Raw genomic sequence first — 17,343 nt, 5'->3', positions numbered from 1 at the left:
CATGGGCGCAAGCATTCTCACCGCGCGGAACCTTAGCAAAGTGGTTCCCAGCGCGGAAGGTGAACTGACTATCCTGCACGAACTGAGCCTGGAACTGAACAAGGGCGATAGCCTCGCTATCGTCGGCAGTTCCGGCTCCGGCAAATCCACCCTCCTTGGCCTGCTGGCCGGCCTCGACCTGCCCAGCAGCGGCGAAGTTACCCTCGCCGGGCAAGCCCTCAGCACCCTCGACGAAGACCAGCGTGCGCGTATCCGCGCCGAACATGTGGGCTTTGTATTCCAGTCTTTCCAACTGCTCGACAGCCTCAATGCGCTGGAGAACGTCATGCTGCCGTTGGAGCTGGATGGCCGCAAAGATGCCCGCGAGCGCGCCAGACACCTGCTGGAGCGCGTGGGCCTCGGCCAACGCCTGACCCACTCGCCGCGACAACTCTCCGGTGGTGAGCAGCAACGGGTAGCCATTGCCCGTGCCTTTGCCGCCGAACCGGACGTGCTGTTTGCCGACGAACCCACCGGCAACCTCGACAGCCACACCGGCGAGCGCATCAGCGACCTGCTGTTCGAACTCAATAAAGAGAGCGGCACGACCCTGGTGCTGGTCACTCACGACGAGCGCCTGGCCCACCGTTGCCGACGCCTGATCCGCCTTGAAGCCGGCCTGATGGTCGCGCCACTGGAGCCTTGATGGCACGTTTGCCGCTGTTGCGCCTGTTCAGCCTGGCCATGCGCCAATTACTGCGCGATGCCCGCGCCGGCGAATTGCGCGTGTTGTTCTTCGCCCTGCTGGTGGCTGTGGCCGCCAGTACCGCTATCGGTTATTTCGGCGCCCGCCTCAACGGCGCCATGATGCTGCGTGCCACCGAGTTCCTTGGCGCCGACCTGGTGCTGGAAGGAAGCTCACCTGCCCGCACCGAGCAAATCCGCTCCGGGACCGAGCTGGGCCTGGATCACGCTCGCGTCGTGGAGTTCTCCAGTGTTATCGCCACCGATAACGGTATCCAGCTCTCCAGCATTAAGGCGGTCAACGAGCAATACCCGTTGCGAGGCGAACTGAAGAGCGCGGCCGCGCCCTTTGGCGATGAAACCCCAGGCGGCGGCCCCAAACCCGGTGAAGCCTGGGTCGAGGCGCGACTGCTGACGGCATTGGATCTCAAGGTCGGCGACAGCGTCGATGTCGGCATGAAAACCCTGCGCCTGGCCCGCGTGCTCACCTACGAACCGGATCGCGCCGGCAACTTCTACAGCCTCACGCCGAGGGTGATGATCAACCTGGCGGACCTGGATGCCACCGGCGTGGTCCAGCCCGGCAGCCGCGTCAGCTACCGTGAACTGTGGCGCGGGCCTCAGGGCAGCACAGCGCTGCAAACCTATCGTGACCTGCTCAAGCCGGGCCTGGCCGCCAACCAGCGCCTGCAGGACTCACGGGACGGGAACCAGCAGATTGGCGGCGCCCTGGGCAAGGCCGAGCGCTATCTGAACATGGCCAGCCTGGTCGCCGTGCTGCTGGCTGGCGTGGCCGTCGCCTTGTCGGCCAACCGCTTTGCCACCCGACGCTTCGACGCCAGTGCACTGCTGCGCTGCCTGGGATTGTCACGACGCGAAGCCATGTTGCTGTTCAGCCTGCAACTGACGGTGCTGGGTTTGCTGGCGAGCCTGGCCGGCGCCCTGCTTGGCTGGCTGGCGCAGTTTGGCCTGTTCTATTTCCTGCACGACTTGCTGCCGGCAGATGTGCCCCCCGGCGGACTGCTGCCGGCCGTTGCCGGGATCGGCACCGGGCTGGTCGCGCTCGCGGGTTTTGCCCTACCACCGCTGGCCGCACTCGGGCGCGTACCGCCGCTGCGCGTATTGCGGCGCGACCTGCTGCCCATCCCGTCCAGCACCTGGATGGTCTATGGCGCTGCGCTGTTTGCCCTCGGCCTGATCATGTGGCGCCTGAGCCTTGACCTGGTGCTGACCTTCGCCCTGCTGGGCGGCGGCGTGGTGGCGGCGCTGGTGCTTGGCGGCTTGCTTCTGCTGCTGTTGCAAAGCCTGCGGCGTCTTCTGGCTCGTGCCTCCCTGCCCTGGAGATTGGGCCTGGGCCAACTGCTGCGCCACCCATTGGCAGCTGCCGGCCAGTCACTGGCGTTTGGCTTGATACTATTGTCCATGGGCTTGATCGCCTTGCTGCGTGGCGAATTGCTCGATACCTGGCAAAACCAGTTGCCCAAGGATGCGCCCAACTATTTCGCGCTGAACATCCTGCCGGCCGACAAGGACGCCTTTGGCGCCCGCCTGCTGGAAGTGCAGGCCCAATCCGCGCCACTTTACCCTGTGGTGCCGGGGCGGCTGATCAGTATCAACGGCGAGCCGGTGCAGGACATTGTCAGCAAGGACTCCAGCGGCGACCGCGCAGTACAACGCGACCTGAGCCTGACCTGGGCCGCGGACCTGCCGCCTGGCAATGCCCTGACCTCAGGTTCGTGGTGGTCACAACAACCGACTGATGAGATACCGGGTGTGTCGGTAGAGGCCAAGGTCGCAGAAAGCCTCAAGCTCAAGCTGGACGATCACCTGGTGTTCACCATCGCCGGTGAAAATCGTGAAGCGCGGGTCACCAGCCTGCGAACCATCAACTGGGATAACTTCCAGCCGAACTTCTTCATGATTTTCCAGCCGGGGACCTTGAAGGACCTGCCTGCCACCTACCTGACCAGCTTCTACCTCGCGCCAGGGCATGACCAACAGATCGTCGATCTGTCGCGAGCCTTTCCGGCGGTGACGATCCTGCAGGTCGAGGCTCTGCTGGAGCAGTTGCGCAGCATCCTCGCCCAAGTGACCCTCGCGGTGGAATACGTGCTGTTGTTTGTGCTGGCTGCGGGAATGGCCGTGTTGTTCTCGGGCCTACAGGCCACTTTGGACGAGCGCATCCGCCAAGGCGCACTGCTGCGGGCGTTGGGCGCTGAGCGCAAGTTGCTGGTCAAGGCGCGGCGTATCGAGTTTGGCTTACTAGGCGCCGTCAGTGGCTTGCTGGCAGCACTGGGCACCGAACTGGTGACGTGGGTGCTGTACCGTTATGCCTTCGACCTGGCTTGGCACCCGCACCCGTGGCTGTTGCTACTCCCGGTAATCGGCGCCGTACTGATCGGTGCCGCCGGTGTATTCGGCACACGCCGCGCGTTGAATGCCAGCCCGCTGACGGTATTGCGCGAAGGCTGAAACGCCGATGGCCCGCACTCTTTAACGAATCCGGGCCATCATTGCCTACTTCACATATTCAATTGCAGTGATCCACCAACACACTTCACCACCTGGCGTCTGCACGATGGCCTCATCGTCGACTTCCTTGCGCAACAAGGCACGAGCCATCGGTGAGTCAATGGATATGTAATCCATCCGATCGTAAATCTCGTCATAGCCAACGATGCGAAAACGCTTGGTCTCGCCCTGCTCGTTTTCAATATCCACCCACGCGCCAAAAAAGACCTTCCCTTCCTGCTCGGGCATGTACTCCACCACGCGCATGTCTTCCAGGCGCTTGCGCAAGTAGCGCACACGTCGGTCGATTTCGCGCAGCAGCTTCTTGTTGTACTGGTAGTCGGCATTCTCGCTGCGATCCCCCAGAGAGGCGGCCCACGTCACCTTGCGCGTGGTATCCGGGCGCTTCTCGCGCCATAGATAATCCAGCTCTTTCTTCAGCGCTTCATGACCTTCTTTGGTAATCAGCTTGGTACTCAAACGCTTGCATCCCCAGGCAATGTCCACAGGTGCCGATAGACCAGGCAATCACACCCGGCTTCGGTTGGCTGGCACTGATAATAAATGAACCCGGGAAAGTAGCCAGGCCAGTCTAACCATCCATGGCCTGATCCAGTTCAAGCAGCATACCGCGCAAACTCTGGCGCAAGCCTGACACTTGCGAGGTCATCGCCTTCAGGGCTTCGGTCCGCTGGCTGACAGCCAACGACTGGTCATGCAGTTGTGTGATGCGCTGTTCCAATTCCCGGCCCCTTTCATCCAGTTGACGTTGCTCTTGCTGCAATCGGGCCTGCCATTGATCAAGCGCCGTTTCCCGTTCAATGGCAGCAAGTTTTTGTTGGGTCAGTTCCTGAGCGACGCGAGCAAGGTTGGTCAGCGTACTGTCCACTTCGAACAAGGTACTCTGGGACAGTGGAGCCAGATGCTTCGGCTGCTCCGGGACGTCTGGCACATTCGGGACAACAGGCTCTGCCGGCACCATGGTCATGGGCATCTCGACGGGGGCCTGTCGCGGCTCCTCTACCGTAGGCTCATGAATCGGCAGCCGGGAGGGCTCAACCGGATTTACATCCCTGGTAGGCGCGCTCATTTTCGATGAGAAGCGGATGGAGGGCACGATTAATGAAGCGCTTTCGATTGCCGGCATCACCGGAGTAGACATACCCAGAGTAATGACTTTCATCACCAACGCCTTCTTGATGATCACCGAGTGATGTTCCTCGGGCCTGGCGGGTGGCAGCTTGCAGCCTTTCAAATCGACAAAATGGTAAGGCACCTGGGTTTCGGTAACAGCACCCGCCTTGGCCCCCGATGCCGCTGATATGAGAATCTGCTTGAACACATGCATTGCCACTTGCAGGTCTTCCTTGGATTCAACACCACCCAAAAAATACCGATCAAGTTTTTTGCGCAAGGCCGCGATATACACCCTGGAACTCGCCGGTTCCACCTCTTCATCCAGGCTATAAACAAGGAAGTTGGAGGCAATCTGACCTACAGCAAACCCACAGAGCAATGCACCGTTGACCGGAGCATCCTGACCGTCGCGTTCAAGAACAAGGGTACGTAGAAGCATCATGGTAATCAGGCCTCATTACAAAATTCGGAAAGTCTCTATAACCTTCAGATAAACCCTCGACAATCAAAGGCTCAAAAAGCACAAAACAATTGTTCCAGCGATTTACTCGGCACGCACGTAGGACTTTCCTTATTAAGGCTGATCGACGTTCCCAAAAACAGCTATTACTCGTACCCTTTTTCAACCCCACTTATAAGTCGCATTAAAATAAATGATAGAAATAATCAACCTGACAAAACATTCAAACAAGAAAAAAATAATCAGCGATTTCTCATTTAGCGCAAACAAACAGGAATGCCTGGGACTGTTCGGGAAAGATCCTACAGTTAAAACCGCACTACTCGATTTGATTTCGGGTTCGAGCGCACCGTCCAGCGGACATATACTTATTCAAAACCTCAACACTAAAGCCCATCCACTTAAAACAAAAAAAATCATTGGTTACCAACGTCAGAGGTGCCTCAGTCATCCTACGATGTCGATTAAAGAGTTCCTCGACTACATGGCCACCCTTCGCGGACTCCGTGGCAATGAAAAACGCGCACGGGTAGAACAAGTCGCTACACAACTGGAATTATTGCCAGTACTCAACGCCTCCCTTGATGTTCTTTCTACCGGTTTAAAGCGCAAAGTCGCGATTGCCCAGGCCATCCTGCATGCACCGGCTTTGCTATTGCTGGATGAACCTACCGAGGGATTAACGCCTGACCAGAAACAAAAATTCAGGGTGCTCATACAGTCATTGACGCAAGACATGACGGTGATCGTTGCGTCCCGCCATTGCGATGAATTGTCCGAGTTCTGTACGCGCGCGCTGGTTATCGCAGGCGATCGCTTGGTAACCGATACCCCCATGCCGGATTTACAAAGCGACTCCCGCCATTTCCAAGCCGTGACCCTGGCTTCAGACATGCCCTTGGACTTGCTCGCCCTCGCTGTGCTGCCTGGGGTCGCGGGCATCGAGGAGCATCGGCATGCCCCTGGCACGGTGACCGTCCTGGCCATGCCAGGACATACCATCTACCCGCACATCAACACGCTCATTGCCAATCGCCGCTGGAAAATCAACTCACTGAATCTAGAGCCTGGTCGCATAAGCGATGTGGTTCACCATCTGAGCCGAGAGGCCTCTCTTTGAAACTGCTGTCCGCCATTTTCAAGCGTCAGTTCGCTCACTACGCCAGCACACCCGGCACCTACGTGAGTGTCGCCATCTTTTCAGTAACGTCCGTGACATTGGGGTTGCACATGAGCCCGTGGCCGGCACAAGACAACAGCCACTTGCAGATTTTCTTCCAGTTACACCCCTGGCTCTATTTGTTATTGATCCCCCTACTGGCGGCGCAACTCTGGTCGGACGAGTCCAACTCAGGATTTCTCGACCTGATGAAAACATTGCCGATCACACCATTTGAATGGGTCGTCGGAAAGTTCCTGGCCGCCTGGGTCGTGGTAGGCATAGCCCTGATGTTGACATTCCCCCTCGTCATCATTGCCAACTACTTGGGCAAGGCAGACAACAGCGTTATTGCCTCACAATTTGTGTCGAGCTGGCTGTTGGCAGGGAGTTATTTATCGGTCGGTTGTTTCATGTTCACACTAGTACGTCAGCGCACCGCCCTGTTCATACTGACAGTGGCCTTGCTGCTCGTCGTCAGCGGCCTTTCTTATTTACTCGATGCACTTGAGCATCAGGCTCCGATCTGGGCGGTAGACAGCCTGGTCTCGCTCAACCCTTTTTCAAGGTACAGCGCGATCGACAATGGAAAACTCGCGCTTCGCGACACGCTTTACTTCATCAGCACAATCCTGACCTTTCTAGCAGCGACGACAGTAACCCTCAACTACAAGCACAGCTGAGAAGGAAAGCCCTCCATGCGACCTACTCTGCGCACCGGCATGACTCTTATCGTCATTTTGTTATTATTTTTGGCGTTCAACTTAGTGTGGGTCGCAAAGCTTCCTGATATCCGCTGGGATTTATCACGAGAGAAAACCCACACCCTGTCTCCTCAAGCCCAACAATTACTCGCGTCATTGGAAAATCCCCTGGACGTGTATTACTTCAATGCCCACAACGACCCGAAACGAAGCTACGCCTTGAAACGCTATGGCAAGCGCATCGAGGACGTATTGCTGGAGTACGAAAAAGCAGCGAAGGGCATGATCAACCTACACCTTATTGATCCCAAACCTTTTTCAGAAGATGCCTACAAAGCCAAGCTGTTCGGTCTCGACGACACTGCGGGCTTCCTGGGGCTGATCGGCACCCGCGCCGGGCACGGAGCGCAACGCATCGAATCGTTCAGCCTTGACCGGGAGCCATTGCTCGAATACGAAATCAGCCATCTGATCCATAAACTGCAACACCCAGAGCGAGCCGTCATAGGGCTGGTGCCAGGGTTGGAGATAGGGGCGTCAGCTGGCCGCTTGCTGAAGGAACTGCAGCGACACTTCAACCTGGTCAATCTGGGCGCAAACGCCGAGCGCATACCGGAGCAGGTCAAAACGCTCATGGTCGTGCATCCACGGGCACTGCCTGAGCGGTCACTGTATGAGATTGAACAATTTGTATTGAAGGGCGGTAGATTAATGATGTTTATCGATCCCCTCAGCGAGCAACACTCGAACACGCGTGCGCCCCATAACCGGCTGACTGAGTTGCTTGCGGCTTGGGGTATACAGATGCAGGAGGACAAGTTTCTAGTCGACAACCGCTATGCCGCGTCAATGACATCAGCACCCGGTCAGCCAGCAACGCCGCACCCAGGCGGTTTGGATCTGCCTCCCCAGGCAATGAATGCACACGACATCAGCAGCCGCAAAGTGAACAACGTAGCGGTATCGAGTAGCGGCGCCCTCACGCGTCGCCAAAAAGCGCGCACCACCTTCACCCCTCTCTTGGAAAGCTCTGGCCAATCTGTGTTGGTGGAAACCAACCGATTTGCCTCTCCAAACGAGTTCGACTCAATGGCCGATGAGGCGTCCACTCAAGCGCAACGCCATGTGATTGCCGCTCGCATAGAGGGTCCGGCTTATTCTGTATTCCCAGACAGCCTTGAAGGGCAGCCAGCAGGTGTGCAAAAAGCGGCGCTCATCCATGTGGTGGTGGTTGCCGACACTGACTTGCTGACAGATCAAGTCAACAGCACGGCACCCCACGGCAACACCCTGTTTGTGTTGAATACACTGGATAACTTGTCCGCAAGCGATGCGCTGCTCAATATCCGCCCACGCGCGGTGGCGAACAGGTCACCGAACATGCTCGAACGAATGCGTGACGACGCTGCACACACATACAGTGAGAAGGCGAGTGAGTTGGAGCGGCGCCTGCTACGTACTGAGCAGGAATGGAAAAGGCTGAGCCCAGAGCCCACCAACCTCAGTTCCCAGGCAGTAGACAGCACCGCCCAACTGCTTGCACTCAACAAAGAGCGCCTGCGCTTACCCATGGAATTGCATGCCTTGAAGGCCGAGGCATACGCACGTGTGCACTTCCTGGAGTTCGCTATGAAACTGGTGGTGGCGTTGGCGATCCCGCTGACGCTGTGTCTGATTGCCTGGGTGGTGTTTCTAGGTAACCGACGACGTCGCTTGCGAGCGGACGCCGTACGTCACTGAGGCTCTAACGCCTGGCAATCAGCCCCTGACGGGCAATGCGGGTCAACTCTCGGATGACCTCCTGCGCGTTGCTGGCGCTGGGCGCCTGAATAACCGCCAGGTCGAAGCTGTTATTTGCAAAGCGGGCCAGGGAATCGCCGTCTTCGACAAACTGGATCAGGAACGCCGAAGGCCGACCGGTGCGACGTGGCCAGCCGTCCAGATAACGTAGCAACGTCGGCTGGTGCTTGCCGCCCAAGAGGATTTTTGGATTGCGTTGAGTGAGGTCCGCAGTGATCGGAGCCAGGCGTATCAGGGGGCGTAGTGCATTCATCGTGTCGTGTCTCTGCCTCAAAAGTCTGCGGGCAGGTGAGAGGCAACACCGAACCAGCGCTTTAGCGGTATTTCGAAGCTGTCTCCTCAGGGGAAAACACGCTTCTGTCGGGCTGCATTGAGTCCCAGTGGCGCCCCGCAATTAGCTGTTTAAATCGGCGCATGGACAGCATCCTAGAGAAGCCGAAGGGCCGATGTCAAGAATCCAGAGCAATGAAAAGGCCCGCACATGGCGGGCCTCTTCGGGGTGCTGCAGAGCGGTCAGTTAGCGATGGCGCGGTCGGCAGACAGTTTGCCCGCACCTTCCAGCAGCACCGCCAGGGAACCGCCCAACAAGGCCAGTGCGAACTCATAACCGTTGTTGGCCATGAACAGGCCGTTGTGGATGTGTACCGAGAAGATCGCCACCAGCGACAGAATGGTCAGGCCCAATGCCGCCGGGCGCACCAGCAAACCGATGATCAGCGCCAGGCCGGCGAAGAACTCGGTTCCGCCCGACAGCAGCGCCATCAGGGTACCCGGTGCCAGGCCGATGCTTTCCATCCATTGCGCAGTGCCCGCCAAGCCATAGCCGCCAAACCAACCGAAGAGTTTTTGCGAACCGTGGGCGGCAAAGATGATGCCGACGACAATGCGCAGGACGGTCAGACCGTAGCCGGCACGGGTGGACAGCAGGCTTTTAATCATTGGGCTCATGGGGTAAATCCTTTTCGAAGTAGGTTGGTTGGCCGCTATATTAATCAGTTTAAGCAATGATAAAAGCCGAAAAAATGCCTAATTAATATCGATAAAATAGATTATTTGCGTGAGACAATCTTCGCCGCTGGCGGCTCCAGGGACTCCCGCTCCCGATCAAACGCCAAGTAGTACTTGTTCACGCTATTAACATAGCTGACGCCGCCCATCCCTACCTGCTCCATGGCAATGCGCTCCACCTGGAAGAACCATTGGTTGGGATTCAGTCCCCGGCGCTTGGCCTCGGTGCGCATCCCTTGCACCCGCTCCGGCCCCATGTTGTAGGCCGCCAGTACAAAGGCCATGCGTTCGCGCTCGTTGAGCTTGGGGCTGGAAAAGAACTTGCGACGGATCAACGCCAGGTAACGCGCGCCTGCCTGTACATTACTGTCGAGATTTTCGATGTTGCTGACGCCCACCCGTTGCGCCGCGGAGGGTGTGATCTGCATCAGCCCGGTAGGGCCGCCGCTGTTGCGCGCCCCAGGGTCGAGGGCAGATTCCTTGAAGGCCAGTGCGGCCAGGTTCAGCCAGTCCATGCCCTGTTCACGGGCGTGTTTTTGCAGCACAGGGCGTAGTTTTTCCAGGCGCTGACGGTCTGCGCGGGCCAGCGGATTACGCACTTGGTAGAGGCGTCTATAGATACGCTGGAATGCCACGTCCTGATCTGATGGCGTGCGATAGGTCTTGAGAAATCGATCAACACTGGCCCGCAGCATCGAAGCATCCTGGCGCACAAACCAGTATTCATCGCCGGGCTCGCTGATGACGACTTGTTTGTCGAAGCGCAACTTGGGCAGGATCTTCGACCAGCGTTCGGCAATCGGTTTCTCGACGATAGTGAGATGAAAAATCCCCGCTTGGACCATTTCCAGTACGTCTTCCACCGCCAGGGTCGGGTCCACCCATTCCACCTTGACCGGTGGCTGCTTGTGCAGGGCCAGCTTCTGATTGACCTGGCTGATGGCGTCCGCCGCCGCACTGCCGGTGGTCAGCGCCAGGGTTCGCCCAGACAATTGCTCCAACTTGGTAAACCGCCGCTCACCCTTAACACCCACCAGCCACAACGGAACATCGCTGGCAATCGGGTCACTGGTGCTGACTTTATGAGCCGCCTTCACATCCAGTAATTCGCCAGGCGCCACCAGATCGCCTTCGCCACGGGCCAGCGCGCCGAGCAACTGGTCCTTGGCCTTGGGGATAATCTTGAGGTTGATTTCCTGGCCATCCCGGGCGTGACCATTGAGGTATTGCTCAAAGGCGCGCAGGCGGTGGTATTCGACACCGATCGCCTGGCCCTGCACTTCGCCTGAGCTGTTGCGGCTCTGGTTGACCAATACCCGCAGGGTGCGGCTGGAACGAATTTGCGCCAGGTCACGAACCTTGCCGGGCTTGGTCACTTCCAGCGGCCCGTCCAGACGCGCAACCGCTGCCATGGGCAGCAATAACGTCAGGCACAATATAAGCAACGCCGAGGGTCGGATCATCCGCTCTCCGGAAAGAATACTGGCCAACGCGCTCGCGAAAAACGACGCGGTGGGGGTCAGAAACAGAGCGCTTTATGCGCAGGCTTTGCGCGCAACGGTGGCACAGTGCAAGGCGTTCAGCCAACCACCATGTCACTTGCGACGTTCAAAGACAGCTATAACTCGTTGTAGTTCTTCGTTTTTCTTATAAATCTACAGCTCTGATATGCTTTCCGGCCGCAGGCGGAGATAGCACCATGCAACTCATTGATATCGGCGTCAACCTGACCAACTCCAGTTTCGACGACAAGCACCAGGCCGTTCTCGACCGCGCCTACGCCGCCGGCGTGCAACAACTGGTACTCACCGGCACCAGCGTCGACGGTAGCGCACAGGCCCTGGAGCTGTGCGTCAACCTCGACGAAAGCGGCCAACGCCTGTTCAGTACCGCAGGTATCCACCCACACTCCGCCAGCGACTGGAACGGCGATAGCGCCCAGCGTTTGCGCGGTTTGCTCGGTGAGTCCCGGGTACGTGCGGTGGGCGAATGCGGCCTGGATTTCAATCGGGATTTCTCACCGCGCCCACAACAGGAAAAAGTCCTGGAAGAACACTTGGCCCTCGCCGTCGAACTAAAGCTTCCGGTGTTTCTCCATGAGCGTGACGCCAACCAACGCCTGCTGGAGATTCTCAAGGACTACCGCGACCACCTGACCGCCGCCGTGGTGCATTGTTTTACCGGCGAACAGGCGGCGCTGTTCAGCTACCTCGACCTCGATTTGCACATTGGCATCACCGGCTGGATCTGCGACGAACGCCGTGGGACACACCTGCACCCGCTCGTCAGGGAAATTCCCCGAGGCCGTCTGATGCTGGAAAGCGATGCGCCTTACCTGCTGCCCCGCACCCTACGCCCCAAACCGAAAAATGGTCGTAACGAGCCGGCCTACCTGACAGAAGTCCTGCGCGAAGTTGCCCTGCACCGCAATGAAAGCGCGCAAGACCTGGCCGAACACAGCACTGCCTGTTCCCGCGCTTTTTTTGGGTTGCCGACCGTGGATTGATGCGGCGCATTGACCCATGTCAAAACCGGCTTTCTGAATAGCGGCACAATAATGGCACCTTGCCAATGCTGTTTCCGCTATCAGAGAAAACCTTCCATGGGTGCCTGGCTTAGCAATATCTCGCTGAAGTACAAATTCTGGGCCGTCAACGCGGTTGCCTTCATCACCACCCTCCTGCTGGTGCTGTACGCCGTGCAGCTCGAACAACAGGCGCGCATCACCGCGTCCCAAGCGTCGGCGCAGGCCCAGGGGCGATTGCTGGGTGCCTGGCCAACCGATCAGCCACTGCCGAAGGACGCGCACTGGCTGACGTTTGCGCGAGGCCAAGTCCCACAGCTCGGCGATCTGGATCTGTCAGCCCTGAGCACCACCACCGGTTGGGTCGAACTCAATCACATGCCGCTGTTTGGCGAGAATCCATTGATGGGCGCCGAAGTCATCGCCCGCCCGGACGGGCAATATATTGGCGTGCTTGCCTATGCACCAAGCTTGAGCCAGGTGTTCGGCGAACGCTTCGTCAATTACGCCGTGGCGGTGGCAATCTTGATGCTCGCGATGCTGGGCGCTTCGCAGTTGCTGATCCGCTTCCTGCTCAGTCAGCTCAACACGCTCAAGGACGTCATGCTGCACGTGGAAAAAACCGGCGATCTATCGGCCCGCGTCCCCCTGGCCTGCAAAGATGAAGTCGGCCAGATGGCCAGCGCGTTCAATGCCATGCAGGCTGGCTACCAACGCGTGGTCAGCACCGTGGCGCGCACTGCCCGGCAACTCGACGAAGGCGCCGCGCGCCTGGCCAGCAGCATGAACGAGGTGCAACACGGCATGCTCGGCCAGCAAAGCGAGACCGACCAGGCCGCCACCGCCATCAACGAAATGACCGCCACCGTCTATCACATCGCCCAACATGCCGGCGCCACCCGGGACTTGTCCCAGACCGCCGACACCCTCGCCGGCAGCGGCCAGGCAGTCGTGACGCGGGTAAGACACTCGATTGCCGGGCTGTCCAGCGGTGTGCAACAAACCGCCGAAATGATCCAGAAGCTCGCCGAAGACAGCCAGAAAATCAACGGCGTGGTCAGCGTGATCCACAGCATCGCCGAACAGACCAACCTGCTCGCCCTCAACGCCGCCATCGAAGCCGCCCGGGCCGGAGAAATGGGCCGCGGCTTTGCCGTGGTCGCCGACGAAGTGCGCAACCTGGCCAAACGCGTGCAAAGCTCCACCGACGAAATCACCCGCATGGTCTCAGCGCTACAAGCGGGCACCCGCGACGCGGTGGACTTTATGCAGGAAAGCTCGTTCAAGGCAGACGACTGCGTGCAACAAGCCCAGGAGGCCGGCGCGGCACTCGCCGAAATCACTGGTGCCGTGGCGCAAATGCGCGAGAGCAACACCCAGATTGCCGTCGCCGCCGAGCAACAAAGCCATGTGGCCGAAGAGATGAACCGCGCAGTGGTGAGCATTCGCGATGTGACCGAAAACACCGTGCAGCAGACCGTGGATTCGGCCACGACCAGCAATGAGCTGGCGACGCTGGCCGGGGAGTTGAGCAAAGCGATTGGGCAACTGAAGCTGTAGGACTTCCCTACCTGTAATCCGACTCCTACGCTAGCCCCACCATTTACCCGAAATTTTGGCGAAACCTCCTAGCCATGCTGGCGAATAACGCCGACTTCTTTATCTGACGAACCTCTCCAAAGTCTCTCGCCTGATGATTCAGTGCGAGGGACCGCCGATGTACTTCTCAATGACCGCCCTGCCACATAGGGCTGCCTCTTGATTCCCGTCATCGCCAGCTTCGTCCTGGCCCCCATGGATCCCAAGGCGCCAGATAGTGAGCGCGTCTTCGGAGACTTCCGTAATTGCCTGAACACCTTTGATGCCTGGGCCGAAAGCTTCTGGAGCGGTTCGGCGCTGGAGGTCGAGCAGGTCTTCAAGGTGGGCGACGAGGTAGAGCTGGTCGCGCCGGTTTCGTCCAAGGCACCCAGTAAAACGGTCGCCATGTGCAGTGCCCAGGGCTCGCTGACCCTGGTGCATATGTTCGAAAGCACCCGCTTTGTACCTATCGGCAATACGCCAGTGATGCTCCAAGCCATTGCGGCGGATGGCAGCCCGATGGGCGCGCCGCTGCATCGAGTCATCGGCCTCAGCGGCATCCTCGAAATCACCGAGTGTGATCGCAATCAGCCGTACCAAATCACCTTCTACCCCACTGTTTCCGAGGATCACGTCAAGGCGCTGTATGCGTCTTATCAGTCGGTGATTGCGGGGCTAGAGGGTCGGCTGCGGGAAGAGTGGACGGCGACTTTCCAACCCCAATGGAAGGACTTTGCCAGCGCCAGCTCTTTGCAACGCAGCGCGATGCAGGGCGTGGCGTTTTCCAGCGGGATGGCCAAGGCGCTCTACAACCTGTGGGACAACATTTCCCAGCTGTACGACCTGTTGGCGGATATCAAGGCCAACAGCCAGAAGTTGTTGGCGTACCTCTCTCAGGCTGAGCTTGATGAACTGCTGAAGCTGGGCAGCGACGCGATTGCCAAGGGTTTGTTGGTGCTTAGCGATTATACGAGAGCCGATGGCTCCAAAGTATTAATACAAGACCATTCAGCGGGGCATAATTTCGGCGCGCAAGACGGAGCAGGCGATCAAGGCTCTCATTTCAACCTACGCCCATTTGATACACCGCGGACCGGCAAAGTCCCGGGAACAAAAGACCACTACACATTTAAGGGTAAAAAATGAAACATTGGAATGATCTTGAAGGAACCATATTTTTTAATAAATTGTTCAGTCAACCAATTGAAATTCGCGAAATTTATATACACTCGCTGACGATAGAAAACGACCAACCCTCTCTCTGCATTGGCTTTGACATACCAGACTTTCCAGATTCCTTACCTCCAAAATTGCAGGACAAAGGATACAACACATGCAGAATTGGACTGACCTGTCACGGAATAAGTAACCTGCAGATAATCAATCTTCCTCGCCGAGAAATTTTCATTGCAAAAATTACGCGAGAAAATGAGCACTATCTTTTCAACGCAAAATCAGAAAATGCCTCTATTGAATTCAAAGCAAAATGGTTGTCTATGGATGGGCCGTCAGTTTATATAAATTGTCCCGAACCAGGAGATCATAGCTGGTCACCTTAAGTTATCTAGAATGGATTTTTTTTTGGGGGGGGGGTTAAATGTTTTAGATAACAGAAACTATGACCTCTATAGCCAGCCCCAATTCGCCCACCCGCCCACCCCCGCCTAAACTCCATCCAAGTTATTTCAACGGACAGAGGACTCACCATCATGGGCAAACGGCACCCCAATCTCCCCGCCTGGCAATGGCGTAACTACCCGCAGAATCACCAGCCCCCCACCAACCTGGCCTTGCACCTAATCGCCGTGCCACTGTTTATCGTCGGGTTTCTGTTGATCGTTTCCGGGGTGTTCAGCCTGAGCCTGGCCAGTTTCGCCATTGGCGTGGTGGGCATCCTGGCCGGCCTGGGTTTGCAGCGTCATGGTCATAGTCTGGAAGCCCAGGCCAGCGAGCCTTTCAGTGATCGCAAAGATGCAGTGCAACGCCTGGTGGTCGAGCAGTTCGTGACCTTTCCGCGCTTTGTGTTGAGCGGTGGCTGGTGGCGCGCCTGGCGGCAGCGCCATCGGCACTGATGCTCAGGCGAACACTACAACGGTCTGGCGGCTGATCGCGATCAACGCGCCGGAGGGGCTCCACAGTGCTGCGGCAGCGTGGCCGTAGCCGTCGCGGGCGTGTTCGATGTTGACGTAGTACTGGCACCAATCGAGGGTTGTCAGATCCTGCAATGGTTGGATGAACTCGATGGTCCAGGTCAGGGTGCTGCCCGGAGCCGGTTTTTTCAGGTGTGGGAGCAAGGCCGGTGGCCAGGCGTCGACCAGGGCGAGGATATGCGCTTCGGTCAGCGGCTCTTCTTTCACCTCCCCACGCAAGCGAACCCAGCCGCCCATGCCGCGAGACTTATTGCCGGTAAATGGCAGGCCGCCGACGCTCCAGCGCATTGCCAGGTGCCGCATGAATTCAGGCGTGACGCCCTTGATATAGGGCAACTCCTGGCACTCGTCCCAGTGTTTGAACGCTGGCGGTGCTTCGCTTGCCACATCAATGACTGATTCACGGGAAGCGCCGAAACTGGCCTGTACCAGCGTCGCCACTTCACCGTTCTGCATGACCCGGCCGAGCAATTGGCTGACCGCCTTGCCTTCGCGCAACACTTCGACTTGATAGCTGGCAGAGACATCGGGCGCCACCGGGCCAACGAAGGTGATTGCCAACGAGCGCAACGGTCGATCCGCAGGCACCTGGGCGCGCAGGGCTTCGTATTGCAAAGCGGCAACCAGGCCGCCGAACGTCGCGCGACCTTGTGCCCATTCAGCAGGAATGGTGACATCCAGCGGTTGGCTACGGGCAGCGTCGAGCAAATCACTAAAGCGCATGGCAACCTCAGGTCAAAGGAAACAGATGAGGGATCTTAACCATCGTGGGGGTGAGGTACAGCGCCTATTCCGGCCAAAAGCCGGACCGATTCAGAAACAATCGGAGCTGAGTTTATCCAGCACCCGATCCGCCTGCCCCTCGGCTTTGGCCATGGTTTTGTGCCATACAGCCACACAGGGTTGCAGATCGGCCTGGTGTTCAGCCTGGGCCAGCCACTGCCAACAGTCGTGCCAATCGCCTAGGGCACCTTGGGCTTTCTTCAGGCGCGGCATGGCGTTGGTGGGCAACTTGTCCAATTCGGGATAGGCCTCGGCTGCATAACGCACGCGCTTGATCAACAGCCGCAGACGGTGGCGATCATGGCCAGGATCCTTGAGGGCTTCACCGAGGGTATGCCATTGCTTGGCCAGGCGCTTCTCGATCCGCGAGCGCACGCCCTTGAGCAATTTCTGATGCTGGGAGGCGCGAATAAAGCGTGGGAAGGCATCCAGAATTTGCAGCAAGTGCGCCAATTCCGAACTTTGCGCTACTTGGCGATAAGCATCGGGCTGCAGGCGCAGACGCCGATCCGCCGCGTCGTGATGACCATGCTGGTGCAGATAGGCGGCCAGCACCTCACGATCACGCAGTGGGGTGGTCAATTGGCCGACACTGCTGGCGGCCAGCTCAAGCTGTTCGACGCCCGGCAACCCGCGCAAGGGCCGCAACAGACTACGCAGGCGCCGCACCGTGGTGCGCAAGTCATGCAGCGCTTCGTCGTCGGTGACGGCAGCGAGGCGAGCCTGGCAGCTCAGTAACCCTACTTCCAGGCCAATGACCTGAGCGACTAACTGATCGACCAACGCTGACATCCTGCCCTCACTTC

Annotated in this window: 17 protein-coding genes and 1 pseudogene; 11 read left to right on the top strand and 7 right to left on the bottom strand. The window is 58.2% G+C overall.

All coding sequences use genetic code 11. The features are described from left to right. Position 1: 1 nt before the first annotated feature. Both NDJ82_RS10475 and NDJ82_RS10470 read left to right on the top strand, forming a co-directional pair. Complete coding sequence (locus tag NDJ82_RS10475; RefSeq protein ID WP_005786391.1) at positions 2-685, top strand: ABC transporter ATP-binding protein; 684 nt, start codon at positions 2-4, stop codon at positions 683-685. Further along, positions 685-3,195, top strand: a complete 2,511-nt coding sequence (locus tag NDJ82_RS10470; RefSeq protein ID WP_191947433.1) for an ABC transporter permease — start codon at positions 685-687, stop codon at positions 3,193-3,195. The genes NDJ82_RS10475 and NDJ82_RS10470 overlap by 1 nt, the downstream gene beginning before the upstream one ends. 45 nt (positions 3,196-3,240) lie before the next feature. Here NDJ82_RS10470 and greB read toward each other — a convergent pair whose 3' ends face one another. Both greB and NDJ82_RS10460 read right to left on the bottom strand, forming a co-directional pair. After that, on the bottom strand, positions 3,241-3,714 hold the full coding sequence (gene greB / locus NDJ82_RS10465; RefSeq protein WP_053130756.1) for a transcription elongation factor GreB: 474 nt from the start codon (positions 3,712-3,714) through the stop codon (positions 3,241-3,243). A 112-nt stretch (positions 3,715-3,826) separates the two neighbouring features. After that, positions 3,827-4,813, bottom strand: coding sequence for a hypothetical protein (locus NDJ82_RS10460; RefSeq protein WP_250925417.1), 987 nt, complete (start codon positions 4,811-4,813; stop codon positions 3,827-3,829). Between the two features lie 211 nt (positions 4,814-5,024). On the opposite strand from NDJ82_RS10460, the gene NDJ82_RS10455 reads away from it, so the two are divergent. From NDJ82_RS10455 to NDJ82_RS10445, 3 genes are read left to right on the top strand one after another with little or no spacing between them, the layout of a single operon-like run. Further along, positions 5,025-5,951, top strand: a complete 927-nt coding sequence (locus NDJ82_RS10455) for an ATP-binding cassette domain-containing protein (RefSeq protein ID WP_250925416.1) — start codon at positions 5,025-5,027, stop codon at positions 5,949-5,951. Continuing rightward, a complete protein-coding gene (locus tag NDJ82_RS10450) occupies positions 5,948-6,673 on the top strand; it encodes a heme exporter protein CcmB (RefSeq protein WP_112194227.1) in 726 nt (241 codons plus the stop codon). Before NDJ82_RS10455 ends, NDJ82_RS10450 begins: the two co-directional genes overlap by 4 nt. Positions 6,674-6,688: 15 nt before the next feature. Further along, positions 6,689-8,434 (top strand): GldG family protein, encoded by a 1,746-nt coding sequence (locus NDJ82_RS10445; protein ID WP_250925415.1) that lies wholly within the window; start codon positions 6,689-6,691, stop codon positions 8,432-8,434. 4 nt (positions 8,435-8,438) lie between these two features. On the opposite strand, the gene NDJ82_RS10440 is transcribed toward NDJ82_RS10445, so the two are convergent. From NDJ82_RS10440 to NDJ82_RS10430, 3 genes are all read right to left on the bottom strand, one after another. After that, positions 8,439-8,747, bottom strand: a complete 309-nt coding sequence (locus NDJ82_RS10440; RefSeq protein ID WP_099586827.1) for a hypothetical protein — start codon at positions 8,745-8,747, stop codon at positions 8,439-8,441. A gap of 260 nt (positions 8,748-9,007) precedes the next feature. After that, positions 9,008-9,442 (bottom strand): DoxX family protein, encoded by a 435-nt coding sequence (locus NDJ82_RS10435; RefSeq protein WP_099586828.1) that lies wholly within the window; start codon positions 9,440-9,442, stop codon positions 9,008-9,010. A 101-nt stretch (positions 9,443-9,543) separates the two neighbouring features. After that, the gene (locus NDJ82_RS10430; protein ID WP_250925414.1) at positions 9,544-10,965 is read right to left on the bottom strand and encodes an MltF family protein; all 1,422 of its coding nucleotides are present in this window, start codon (positions 10,963-10,965) and stop codon (positions 9,544-9,546) included. Between the two features lie 236 nt (positions 10,966-11,201). Between NDJ82_RS10430 and NDJ82_RS10425 the strand changes: the two genes are divergently transcribed. From NDJ82_RS10425 to NDJ82_RS10400, 6 genes and pseudogenes are all read left to right on the top strand, one after another. Continuing rightward, complete coding sequence (locus tag NDJ82_RS10425; RefSeq protein ID WP_250925413.1) at positions 11,202-12,008, top strand: TatD family hydrolase; 807 nt, start codon at positions 11,202-11,204, stop codon at positions 12,006-12,008. Between the two features lie 96 nt (positions 12,009-12,104). Further along, on the top strand, positions 12,105-13,586 hold the full coding sequence (locus NDJ82_RS10420; protein WP_158878828.1) for a methyl-accepting chemotaxis protein: 1,482 nt from the start codon (positions 12,105-12,107) through the stop codon (positions 13,584-13,586). 198 nt (positions 13,587-13,784) lie between these two features. Continuing rightward, positions 13,785-14,570: pseudogene (locus NDJ82_RS10415) on the top strand (type IV secretion protein Rhs); the annotation flags it as partial. After that, positions 14,559-14,750: an HNH/endonuclease VII fold putative polymorphic toxin gene (locus NDJ82_RS10410; RefSeq protein WP_250925445.1), complete on the top strand. Its 192-nt coding sequence runs from the start codon at positions 14,559-14,561 to the stop codon at positions 14,748-14,750. The pseudogene NDJ82_RS10415 and the gene NDJ82_RS10410, both read left to right, overlap by 12 nt. After that, positions 14,747-15,163, top strand: a complete 417-nt coding sequence (locus tag NDJ82_RS10405) for an Imm50 family immunity protein (protein ID WP_250925412.1) — start codon at positions 14,747-14,749, stop codon at positions 15,161-15,163. Before NDJ82_RS10410 ends, NDJ82_RS10405 begins: the two co-directional genes overlap by 4 nt. A 150-nt stretch (positions 15,164-15,313) precedes the next feature. Beyond that, positions 15,314-15,676 (top strand): DUF962 domain-containing protein, encoded by a 363-nt coding sequence (locus NDJ82_RS10400; RefSeq protein WP_250925411.1) that lies wholly within the window; start codon positions 15,314-15,316, stop codon positions 15,674-15,676. 3 nt (positions 15,677-15,679) lie between these two features. Here NDJ82_RS10400 and NDJ82_RS10395 read toward each other — a convergent pair whose 3' ends face one another. Both NDJ82_RS10395 and NDJ82_RS10390 read right to left on the bottom strand, forming a co-directional pair. Further along, positions 15,680-16,477 carry an acyl-CoA thioesterase gene (locus NDJ82_RS10395; protein WP_250925410.1) on the bottom strand — a complete coding sequence of 266 codons (798 nt, stop codon included), beginning with the start codon at positions 16,475-16,477 and terminating at the stop codon, positions 15,680-15,682. A 90-nt stretch (positions 16,478-16,567) separates the two neighbouring features. Continuing rightward, positions 16,568-17,329, bottom strand: a complete 762-nt coding sequence (locus NDJ82_RS10390) for a CHAD domain-containing protein (protein ID WP_191960197.1) — start codon at positions 17,327-17,329, stop codon at positions 16,568-16,570. Positions 17,330-17,343: the final 14 nt, after the last annotated feature.

Origin of the sequence: Pseudomonas sp. SR18 (assembly GCF_023701505.1) — a bacterium.
GTDB classification, from domain to species: Bacteria; Pseudomonadota; Gammaproteobacteria; order Pseudomonadales; family Pseudomonadaceae; genus Aquipseudomonas; species Aquipseudomonas cyclaminis.
This window is presented reverse-complemented; position numbering and strand designations above follow the sequence as displayed.